We start from the raw sequence: 11,452 nt of genomic DNA, 5'->3' as shown, positions 1-11,452 counted from the left end.
ATTCAGAACCAATTACTTATCTTTTAGAAAAGATACAATCTTGATAAGATCAGATTCTTTATCGTAGCTAAGATTCTTTTTTTTGACAAAATCCTTTAAAGACTTTTCTTTTTCCGGAAAACTATTGCTTAGGCTTTTCTTTGTAGCTTCTACTAATCTTCTATCATTTAACAGAAAATATTTTGGAGGTTGTTGAACAAAACTGGCAGGAACGTCTTCTTCATAGCTTGTAGATGCTTTTTTAAAATCTTTAAACGTTGTGGTTATTTTTTTTAATAAAACAACTTCTTTATCAACTTCTTCTAAATATGTTTTGACTCCATCTAAATTCAAAAGAACGAAAGTTTTTGCCGAATTCTGAAAAACAATCTTACCAAGATTATCCTCTTTTGGAACAATATAAGTTTGCCCATCTTTTTTGAATTCGAAAGAATCCGTATAGCTATTATACCTTGCAGGGATATCTTTATAATCACCTATTTGGGCTAATTGGAATTCAGTGTTTAAGTATGGACTCCCTTTAATATCCTTGTAATCATACTGATTATTTTTAAAATAAAGTCTTTCATAAAAAGATTGTGCATTAACTCCTAGCCCAATTTGAGCAAAACAAAGCTGAGAGTTTACCAGTAGAAATAAATAAAATATATTTTTCATAAAATAAGTTTTTTTAAATTATCAATTATTAGTCCACTTATTCTTTAATGAATTTGAAGGTCTTATTTGTTCCTTCCTTATCAGTATATTTAAGTATGTAGTTCCCTTTAGATAATTTGCTAACATTAATCTTATTGTCAGAAACTATTGAATTAATCACTAATTTTCCTGAAACATCATAAACAAATATATTTAAGTTTTTATCCTTTTCATTGATATTGATGTAGTCTTTAGTAGGGTTAGGGTAAAAAGTTACTCCTTGCTCAAGAAGACTTGTTTCTACCGTTGATAAACTGGTAAGGTTATCAGAAGTCGTAATTAACGAAAAGTTTTGGCTTCCACCGGATAATGAACCTTTATGAGTTACAGTAATAGTATAGGTTCCTGAAGGGTTATCTATATCTACTCTTTCAAAATTATCAACATCATTAGTTGTAGTATTGCTTGCGGAATCATAAGGAGCTCCCATTCCCTGTAATTTCCAAGGATAATAGGTGTTTGATTCTTTTGTAACCTTTACATCAAGATCATTGACCAGATATTTTGTGGAAGGATCAGTGGTACCATTATTAGAAGTGGTTGCCTGTGGATCTGTCCATGAAATTGAAACCTTTAATGGATTTATACCACTGGCTGTAATAGTTTTAGTATAAGTGGCTCCATTACTTAAATTTAATTCTTGTATTATGCTTTTTGTACCCGAGGTATTATTTCTATCCCGAATAGCAATCGCTGCTTTTTGTGCATTAATAAGTCCCCATCCAAACTGGTAATCCGGACCTATAAAGTCTCCTGCCTCATCTGCTGTATGTAAAATTAAGCCCTTTACAGTTGAAGCCTTCATAAAGCCACTATAAAGCTGATTATAATATTGTTGTAAAAGTAAAACAACACCTGTGACACCTGGAGAAGCCATAGATGTTCCAGACATTATACCTGTTGCGGTATCTGAAGTAGATAATGTAGATCTTACACTAACCCCTTTCATAGATATCTCTGGTTTGATTCTTCCATCATCAGATGGTCCCCAACTACTAAACGAAGACATAACTACGCTTGATGGTCCCGTGTAATTTGAAACTTGACCTACAGCTGCCACTGTTATCACATTTTTGGCATTTCCATGACCGAAGATCATATCATAACCTCCTTTGTTTACAATCTGAGTAGAACCGGGAGCATCAGTAGAATTACGATCATTTCCTGCGGAAACTACAGGAAGATAATATGGGTTATTATAACATATATTATCCATTTGGCGTGCTCTACTATCATAAGCTCCATAAAACCAAACACTACCAAGTTGTCCAATGCCATATGAATGGTTAGAAACTAATAAACCTGTTGATGCTTCCGTTAACATTTCACTTAAATCAGAAGTCCAGTCATATGATGTTACAGATGAGTTAAATGCAAGTCCTCTGACTAATGAACTAATTCCTTGTGCACAGATGGTACCGGTGACATGGGTTGGATGATCTTGATAATTAATACCATCAGCCAATGTAATTTTGCTCACACCCCCTACCATGAACTCCTGATGAGTATCTCTAGCATTTCCTCCATCCCAAACAACTGCTGTCATATTCTGACCCTGGATATTTATTCCTAGACTTCCTCCATTATATAAGTTATCTGCTCTAGCTGTAATGGAGGCACCAAAATTATCAGTTCTGGCATATACTTTTTCACCAGTAAGCAAAACATCCATTAATTCTTGAATTCCATTGTTCCTTGATATAATGGTCTTTTTAAAATCCGGGTTTTCGTTTAGAAAATTTTCCAATCTGATTTTACGTAGATTATCTTCTGTACTTAGATACTTTAAAAGCTTTTGATTTTCAATCTGATTTGAATAGGATGCTATTTTTCTTCGATCCTCCAAAGTTTGGGCTTTCGAAAAAAACGGAATGATTAACAAACTTCCTAATAAATAAACACATTTTTTCATTTTAATACAAATTTAAGCAAATATATATAAATTCTCTTATTATATATTTTATAGCAAAATAAAAGTTAAAAAATTTGGCTGTTTTAATAATTATTAACATATTTGCACCAAATAATATTAAATATTTGTTAATATGAATGTTAAATTACGTATGCTGAGTGCGGGTGTCTTGTTCTTTATTGGAGGGCAATTGGTTACCGCTCAAAAAACAAAACCTAAAAAAGATACTATCAAAGATATAGAAGAGGTAGTAATCGTAAATTTAGGTTACACGAAGATGAAGAAAGAAAATACCACGAGTGATGTTGCTTCCGTAAAAGCGGAGGATATTGAGAGTACTCCAGGTGCTACAGTTCAACAGGCCTTAACAGGAAAGCTTGCTGGGGTAGACATTTCTTTTGGTTCAGGTCAGCCAGGTTCTTCTAATTTTAGAGTTGATATTCGTGGTACGAACACTATCAATGGAACAACTACACCATTATATGTTTTAGATGGAGTTCCGATTTCATCAAATGCTTTCCAATTGTTAGATCCTAACTCTTTTGAAGAAGTTGGTGTAATTAAAGATATTGCTACTGCTGCTCAATATGGAGCATCTGGAGGTGCTGGGGTTGTACTTTTAACCAGTAAAAAAGGTCGTGCTAGACAAAAGGCATTGGTTACCTATACAGGTCAGTATGGAGTTTCTACAAGAGCTAACGATAAAGTTTCTTTGATGAATTCTAATGAATGGCATACGTTCCGAAGAAGTATGGGATTAAATAATATTTATACAAATGCTCCATATACAGATCAGGAAATTGCTGCACTTTCTACAAAGAATACTGATTGGAAAAAATTAATATTTAGAAATGGAACATTCAGTCAGCACGATTTTGCTGTAACAGGAGGTTCAGATACATTCAATTACTTTACTCAAATAGGATACTTAAATCAGGAAGGTATTATCAGAGAATCTGATTATGAAAGAACTTCTGCAGTGATTAATTTATTTGCTAAACCAAGCGAAAAGTTTACTTTACAGTTTAATAATACTTTTGCTTATGGGGATAGAAATACGGTTAGTTCGGAAGGTGCTATAAACTTGAACAACCCGGTAGTGGGTATGTTCCTTGCTCCTCCTAGTGATGATCCATATTTACCAGACGGTCAATATAACACTGGTGCTTCACATGTTGGGGGTAATGCTCTACAAACGATGAATACCAGAATTGGTAATAGAAAAGAGTTGAAATTGGTATCAAGCTTAACTGGAACCTATCAGATTTTCAAAAACCTTTCTGCAAGACAATTTGTTGGTGTTGACCATACATCTTATAATACAGAAACATTTGTTGATCCTAATACATATTTAGGAATGAATGGAGTAACTGGAAATAGAGGATCATTAGGAAGAGCAAATAACCAGATTTCAAGTATTATTAATAATACTTCATTAAGTTATAAAAATACTTTTGGTGAAAAGCATGATTTAGCGGCAACAGCTCTTTATGAATATTTCTTTAAAACAGTAAGAACTTTTGGTTATACAGGATTTGGATTAAATGATTTATATTATAATAGCCCGGCAGCTATTTTAGTTTCTGCTGATTTCCTTCCAACTGTAACAGGAGGTAAAACAAATTATCACAGAGTAGCATTCATGGGAAATGTGAACTATGTTTATGATGGAAAGTATTCATTCAATGGTAGTATAAGAAGAGAAAGTGCGTCTAACTTTGGAACCAATTTTAAATGGGGTACTTTTTATGGTATAGGAGGTGCTTGGTTAATGCATAAAGAAAACTTTATGAGTTCAATTGGATTTATAAATGAATTGAAACCAAGAATTACTTATGGAGAGGCTGGAAATCAAATTGATATTGAACAAATAAGTCCATATCAGACTTCACAATACTACGGTAGTGGTAGCTATGCAGGAGGTTCTACTTTAGTTCCAACTGTTCCTGGAAATGATAATTATAAATGGGAGGTTGCAAAAGAATTGAACCTTGGTTTAGACTTTGCAGTATGGAATAATAGAGTTTCAGGTAGTTTGAGCTACTATACTAGAAAAACTTCAGATTTATATATAGACTATAGTTTGTCTGGAACAACAGGTTTCGGAACTATTGAGAACTATAATGGAGGAGAAATGGAGAATAAAGGGTATGAAATTAACCTTAATTTAAATGTTTTACGTACTCAAAATACTTCATTATCATTATTTGGAAACTTTAGCCAAGTTAAGAACAAAATTACTTCTTTAGGAGGAGTTACAGAGTTTGAACAGGGTACATCAATTATTCGTGTAGGTCTTCCATATGGGTCTCATTATATAGTAGGTTGGGCAGGAGTAGATTCTTCGAACGGACAACCATTATACTATGATGCTAATGGAAATGTAACGAATGTATATTCTGATTCTAATGCTACTGCAAATTGGGGATCTTTTAAACCTGAAATATTTGGTGGATTTGGTGCTGAATTTAAGTACAAAGGGTTTACAGCTACTGCAAACTTCAGATACAAAGCTAAATACTTTAGATTCAATAATGAGTCTTATTTCATGGAAAATCCAAACTTTGCACAGCAGTATAACCAATCTACTGTAATGAACAATATGTGGACTACTCCTGGTCAGGTTACTGATGTTCAAAGTTACCAGTTCCCTAGACAGTTTAGTTCCAAAGATATTGAAGATGCTTCATTCTTAAGATTACAAGAAGTAAGATTAAACTATCATATTTCAGGGAATTTCTTAGGATTTATGAACGGGATAGATATATTTGCGATTGGAAACAATCTATATACATGGACAAAATGGACAGGCTTAGATCCGGACGATAGTAACAATATAGGTTCTTATGAATATCCGTTCTCAAGAACAATTACATTTGGATGTAAATTTAATTTTTAAAATCTGAAAAATTATGACAAACAATAAGATACGAATTTTTTTAGTAGGTATAGCATCATTATGTATGTTCAGTTGTACCAATTTAGTTGAAGATCAATTAGATCCTGATGGAGTAATTGAGGAGAATGTATTTAAAACTGTTAAACATTCTGAAGAGGTTATTTTAGGAGCGTATTCAAAAATGCCGTTAGGCTCTAATATATATGCTCAAGCATTAATTACTGACGAATTAAAATTTGGTATTAATAATGATGGACAGGGAAAAGAAGTTCATTCTTGGACTTTCACATCAGGAACAGGTGAGTTTGCAGGTGTTTGGTACGGAGCATATGGATCTATATCAAGTGCAAATAAATTATTACTGAATTTTGATAAAATTCAGGCTACTACTCCCGCAGATATAGATTTAAAAAATCAATTAAAAGGAGAAGCATTAGCTCTTAGAGCATTTAATCACTTTTTATTAGTGAGATCATTTTCTCCGAAATATAACCCAAGTGCTTTAGGAGTACCTTATGTAGTTACTGACGATATTTATGCTCAGCCATCTAGGCCTACAATGCAGGCTACTTATCAGGCCATTATAGATGATTGTAATGCTGCTTATCCTCTATTAGCAAGCGTCACTGTTAAGAACAGATTTAATCAGGGTGCTATTAGAACTTTACAGGCATATATAGCTCTTGAAATGGATAATTTTGATCAGGCTATTACCTATGCAAATCAGGCATTGGCATTTAACAGTACCTTAGCGAATACTGCAGCTACAGTTCAGGCAATATGGACAGATACTAACACAACGGAAATGATTTTCTTCCAAACTAATATCCCTAATTCAGCTTCTTCTGCTCCGGGAACATTATTTACTACAAATGCAGTAGCGAGTGGAGGAAGAATTTACTGGAGTCCAAGTGTAACATTATATGGTAAATTTACAGCTACTGACTTTAGAAGGTCAAGATATTTTGCAGGGACAGCAGCAAGCCCATATAACAATTTTATAGTTAATAAATATCCAGGTACTACTGGGAATTATGGAGTAAACAATGCTAAAGTTTTCAGAGTAGCAGATCTTTATATGATCTTAGCTGAAGCAAATGCAAGAAAAGCATCTCCTGATCTTGCTGCTGCTTTCACTGCATATTCTACCCTAAGAACATCTAGAAATGCTGGAACTTCAGTAGCTTTTACAGATCAGAATGATGCAATTACTAAAATTTTAGATGAAAGATATAAGGAATTTGCATGGGAAGGATCACGTTTCTTTGACTTAAAGAGAAATGGAAAACTTATTACAAGACAAGGTGTTGATATATATCCATTGAATCCAATTGCGACTTTGAGTGATATAAACAGATATACTTATCCAATCCCCACGGCTGAAACTCAGGCTAATCCAAATATTCAGCAAAACCCTGGATACTAATGTTAATTCTTAAATTTGTATAAAATGAAAAAAATATTGTTTTTACTAATAGGCTGCTTAATGTTTTTTGCTTGTAGAGAAGCTGAGGCAGATAATTATGAAGGTGATTCCATGTTAAACTTTAACAAAGGAGTTGCTGGTAACGGATTTGTACTTAATTCCCAAACTTATAGTGATTATAAAATAAGCTATGGAAGTATCAAGGCTGTTGAAGGAAGCCACCAGGTTAAGTTAGTATTTGATGCTACCCAATCTACAGCTGTTCTGGGAACTGATTTTGATATTTTGGATGATACTGATGATTTAGGAGCAGGTGAAACTGGTGGTGAGTTTACCATTAGAATTTATAAGGCTCCCGCAACTCAGGATGGAAAAACAGCAACATTTAAATTACAGTCAGGTTCTTTACCAAATGCCGGTTTTGATCAGACATATAAATTGAATATGTCTCTAACATGCCCTATCGCCAATTTTGTAGGTATATTTGATAATACTGAAACTTGGTGGTATAATGCTCCTGGTGGACAATTTGAAATAAAAGAGAATCCTAGTGTTGCAAATCAGTTAATCATTGATGATTTCTTTGATGTTGGGTATGATCTAATTTTAAACTATAATCCTACAACTTTTGCTGTTAGTGTTCCTGAAGGTCAGGAAACAGGATATATTCACCCTTCCTATGGAATGATTAAAGTTAAATCTTCTACTGATGGTGCTTTAGTTTCAAGTTTCAATCCTTGTACCAGAAAGCTGACTGTTTATATGAACTACTATGTTCCTGCAGGAACATTCGGTAATCAAAAAGAAGTATTCCAAGGAATATAATAATTAATAGTTCTTTCTAAAATAAAAGCCCCGTTTCCTAGACGGGGCTTTTTATTTTCCTTTTATTTCTTATTTTTGCCTTACAAAATTTGATAATGGAATCTTAAGGCTCCATGTGACTTTTTTGAATGATATACATGAACACATGAAATACATATTTCTTATAGCAATCTTCTTTGGCCTTATTGCCAATGCACAAGTCGTAAATAAAACAGACTCAAATAAAATTGCGCAGAAATTAGAAGATACTTTAGTCATAGACTCAGGTAAAAAAGATTCCTTAAAAATATTTAAACCGACAATTGAAGATTATAAATATCAGACCCAGTTTTCTGAAAAGAAGGTTTTCGATACCGTAATGACCTTTGATAAGACGTACATCTTCTCACAGTATAATAACAGGGATAATTTTGGCAGGATCCAATTTGCCAATGTAGGATCGGGATTCAACCCGCTGTCTTATGAGACCAATGCTGAACAGAATCTGGCCTTGCTTCCCACCAATAAATCTTATGGGATTTTGGGAGTAAATGACATCCTTTATTACGATGTAAAAACTCCGACGGCAGCATTTGTTTATCATAACTCTATGAGAAACGGTGCTACCTTGAAATCAACCTACACGCAAAATATCGGGAAAAGGTTCAATTTTGCAGTGGAATATATGGGACTCCGTTCACAGGGGCTTTACAGGAATTCTCTGGCTTCAAATAATAATACATTATTCTCAGGGCATTATATTACAAAAAAAGGCAATTATGAGATTTTTGCCCACTACTTGCATCAGAATGTAAACAATCAGGAAAATGGTGGGATTCTTGAAGACGATCTTTTCCAAAGCGGGGACAGTGATTACAGGAACAGGCAGAATGCCCAGGTTAACCTGGCTTCCACAAGTTCCCAGTTTTCCTATAGAAGATATTATCTGAGCCATCAGTTTACCCCTTTCAATTCGGAAAAATTTCCCTTTAGGATAAGGCATACCATTTTTCATCAGGGGAATAAATACTTTTACAGTCAGGACGGTTTAGAGCCTTATTGGTACACTAATCAGAATGAATTGATAGGCGGATTTCCTCTTTCTACAAAGAAATATTCTGATAACTTAAGCAATACCGTTAGCCTTGTTTTAGATAATGAAAAAATAAGACTTGATGCGGGAGTTCGCTATCAGATGCTGAAGTTCGGTATTGAAGAAGGAGTTATTGTAAATGATGTTCCATATCCCACCGAGCTTAAGGAAAACAGATTGGGAGCATTAGGAAACCTGCAGGTGAAATTATGGGATAAGGTACGGCTGAACTCATTTCTTGAATTTTCAAACGGGAGCCAGTTCGGAAACTACTTGAAAACAACCAATCAATTGAAATTCGAACCGATTAAGGAATATTTTGTGAATGCCAAAGTAAACTTCCAGAGTGTGTATCCTACATTCAATTACCTGCTTAATACATCGGTATATAAAAATTTCAATTACTATTTACAGGGTGCTAAAAATCAGTCCGTTACTGAAATAGGAGGAAGTATCAACCTGAAATGGTTTAAAACCGAACTGTTTGCCAATTATTTCAGAATTGACAATTATACTTATTTTGACAGTAGCGCTATGCCAAGGCAAAGCGAAAGCTCTTTAAATATCTCCCAAATCGGAGGAGATGCTACTTTCAGCTATGGCAACTTTCATTTGAATACAAGATTGCAGTTCCAGAATGCTTTAAGCAATAAAGAGCTATATCCAATGCCGGGCTTTATCGGAAGAGCCAATATTTTCTACCAGGCTCAGGCATTTAAAAAGGCTGCGGAAATTCAGACAGGGATAAAAGTATATTACTTTTCCAAATTTGCGTCGAGGGATTATTTCCCGGTACTTAACGAATACATACTTCCCAATGCCAATTCATTCTCCATTGGCGGGCAGCCTGTTGTGGATGTTTACTTCAATATGAAAGTCAAAAAAATGTTCTTCTTCATAGAAGGGCAGCAGATAGGTACGCTTCTTTCCCATAATAAGGCATATGCATTTCCGCATTATCCGGTATATGATTTCAGGCTGAATATCGGAATTGTATGGTATTTGTTCAACTAAAAGCAGATCAGGGTTGAAAACAATTAATAAAATATCATTTAATGATATAGAAAGCATACCTCAATTGATCAAAGATTTTCTGGATCATAACATTGAGGGTTTCGAAGAGCACACGTTTTCCTTAGAAAACTTTAGAAAGCAGATTTATCTCAAACAGGAAGCTTTTGCATTAGAACAAAGAGAGACCTTACATAACGCTTTTGAAAAACAGCTTTCATCTCTTCCCCTCTCTGCCAGGCAGAAAGAACATTTGGAAAATATAAAACAGCACAATACATTTACCATTACCACCGGGCACCAGCTCAATTTATTTTCAGGGCCGGTTTTCTTTGTGTACAAGATCCTGCAGACCATAAAAACCTGTACCTATCTGAAAGAAAATTTTCCGGATTTTAATTTTGTTCCGGTATATTGGATGGCTTCGGAAGACCATGATTTTGCAGAGATCAATCATTTTAAAACGGAAAACGGATATTACGAGTTTAATGAAAGATCCGGCGGGCCTGTTGGCAGGATAAAGATTACAGATACCTTTTTTATTTCAGAATTCGAAAAAGAATTTAAAGATTCTGTTTTCGGAACAGAGCTTATTTTAATGCTCAAGGAAGCCTATAAAGCAGGATATACCCTCTCGGAAGCTATAAAAACCCTTGTGAACAGGCTTTTTTCAAATCTTGGCCTGCTGATCCTCGATGGTGATTCTAAAGAATTGAAATCCGGGATCCGGGATATTTTCAAAGAAGAGCTCCTTCATTCCGGGTTATACAAAAATTCAAAAGAAAAAGTAGAACTTCTGGCCCGGCAGTATGGCAAGGTTCAGGTGAATCCAAGAGAAATAAACCTGTTTTATCTTTCAGAAACAAGAGACAGGATCGATTTTGACGGGCAAAGATACATTGTGGTAGATAAAGACATTCAGTTCACCCGGGATGAGATCTTATATGAGTTGGAAAACTATCCGGAGAAATTCAGCCCTAATGCCCTGATGCGCCCGGTCTATCAGGAAAAAATACTACCCAATATGGCATACATCGGGGGAAATGCAGAAATTATGTACTGGCTGGAGCTGAAAGACTACTTTTCGGCCGTTAATATTCCGTTTCCCATTCTTATCCCAAGAAACTCAATGCTTTTTGTAAAGGAAAAAACATTGAAGAAAATGGAGAAGCTGGATCTGAAAATAGAAGACTTCTTCGGGAACTTTACAACCATTATCAATAATAAGATCCTTAATGACAGTGCAGTTCTGAAACTGTTGGAAGAAAAGGAAAATCAGCTTGTTCATAATTTTTCTGAACTAAGATCAGTTGCGGAAACTACTGAAAAATCCTTTGGGAATATGGTGAAAGCAGAAGAAGTACGTCAGCTTAAATCTTTCGGGAGAATGAAAAAGCGTCTTCTGCATGCGGAAAAGATAAAACAAAACGAGTTGCTTCAAAGACTCGAAAATCTTTTTTTAGATATGCATCCTTCCAGAACGTGGCAGGAAAGAATTTATAATTTTAGTGTATTTTTTGCCGATGAAGGGTATTCATGGCTTGAAACTTGTTTAGAGGAGATGGTGGCTCAGGAATCCAGATTAATAATTGTTGCCATTTAATTTTAAAG

The 11,452-nt window shown here is 34.6% G+C and carries 7 protein-coding genes; 5 read left to right on the top strand and 2 right to left on the bottom strand.

Translation table 11 applies throughout. From position 1 onward, the window contains the following. Positions 1-12 precede the first annotated feature (12 nt). Positions 13-657 carry a hypothetical protein gene (locus tag HNP38_RS09190; RefSeq protein ID WP_184188163.1) on the bottom strand — a complete coding sequence of 215 codons (645 nt, stop codon included), beginning with the start codon at positions 655-657 and terminating at the stop codon, positions 13-15. 37 nt (positions 658-694) lie between these two features. Continuing rightward, complete coding sequence (locus tag HNP38_RS09185; protein ID WP_184188160.1) at positions 695-2,608, bottom strand: S8 family serine peptidase; 1,914 nt, start codon at positions 2,606-2,608, stop codon at positions 695-697. Between the two features lie 133 nt (positions 2,609-2,741). Between HNP38_RS09185 and HNP38_RS09180 the strand changes: the two genes are divergently transcribed. From HNP38_RS09180 to bshC, 5 genes are all read left to right on the top strand, one after another. Continuing rightward, positions 2,742-5,507, top strand: coding sequence for a SusC/RagA family TonB-linked outer membrane protein (locus HNP38_RS09180; RefSeq protein WP_184188157.1), 2,766 nt, complete (start codon positions 2,742-2,744; stop codon positions 5,505-5,507). 13 nt (positions 5,508-5,520) lie between these two features. After that, on the top strand, positions 5,521-6,933 hold the full coding sequence (locus HNP38_RS09175; protein ID WP_184188154.1) for a RagB/SusD family nutrient uptake outer membrane protein: 1,413 nt from the start codon (positions 5,521-5,523) through the stop codon (positions 6,931-6,933). Between the two features lie 24 nt (positions 6,934-6,957). Beyond that, positions 6,958-7,758 (top strand): hypothetical protein, encoded by an 801-nt coding sequence (locus HNP38_RS09170; RefSeq protein WP_184188151.1) that lies wholly within the window; start codon positions 6,958-6,960, stop codon positions 7,756-7,758. Between the two features lie 145 nt (positions 7,759-7,903). Further along, positions 7,904-9,844: a putative porin gene (locus HNP38_RS09165; RefSeq protein ID WP_184188148.1), complete on the top strand. Its 1,941-nt coding sequence runs from the start codon at positions 7,904-7,906 to the stop codon at positions 9,842-9,844. A 13-nt stretch (positions 9,845-9,857) separates the two neighbouring features. Further along, positions 9,858-11,444, top strand: a complete 1,587-nt coding sequence (bshC, locus tag HNP38_RS09160; RefSeq protein ID WP_184188145.1) for a bacillithiol biosynthesis cysteine-adding enzyme BshC — start codon at positions 9,858-9,860, stop codon at positions 11,442-11,444. Positions 11,445-11,452: the final 8 nt, after the last annotated feature.

This window comes from Chryseobacterium defluvii (assembly GCF_014204415.1).
Classification (GTDB): domain Bacteria; phylum Bacteroidota; class Bacteroidia; order Flavobacteriales; family Weeksellaceae; genus Chryseobacterium; species Chryseobacterium defluvii_A.
The sequence above is the reverse complement of the archived record's forward strand: the minus strand, read 5'-3'. Positions and strand labels throughout refer to the sequence as shown.

Excerpts from the sequence above, each read along its gene's own strand:
- HNP38_RS09185 (WP_184188160.1), bottom strand. The coding sequence starts at position 2,608 with ATGAAAAAATGTGTTTATTTATTAGGAAGTTTGTTAATCATTCCGTTT.
- HNP38_RS09190 (WP_184188163.1), bottom strand. The coding sequence starts at position 657 with ATGAAAAATATATTTTATTTATTTCTACTGGTAAACTCTCAGCTTTGT.
- HNP38_RS09175 (WP_184188154.1), top strand. The coding sequence starts at position 5,521 with ATGACAAACAATAAGATACGAATTTTTTTAGTAGGTATAGCATCATTA.
- HNP38_RS09170 (WP_184188151.1), top strand. The coding sequence starts at position 6,958 with ATGAAAAAAATATTGTTTTTACTAATAGGCTGCTTAATGTTTTTTGCT.
- HNP38_RS09165 (WP_184188148.1), top strand. The coding sequence starts at position 7,904 with ATGAAATACATATTTCTTATAGCAATCTTCTTTGGCCTTATTGCCAAT.
- HNP38_RS09180 (WP_184188157.1), top strand. The coding sequence starts at position 2,742 with ATGAATGTTAAATTACGTATGCTGAGTGCGGGTGTCTTGTTCTTTATT.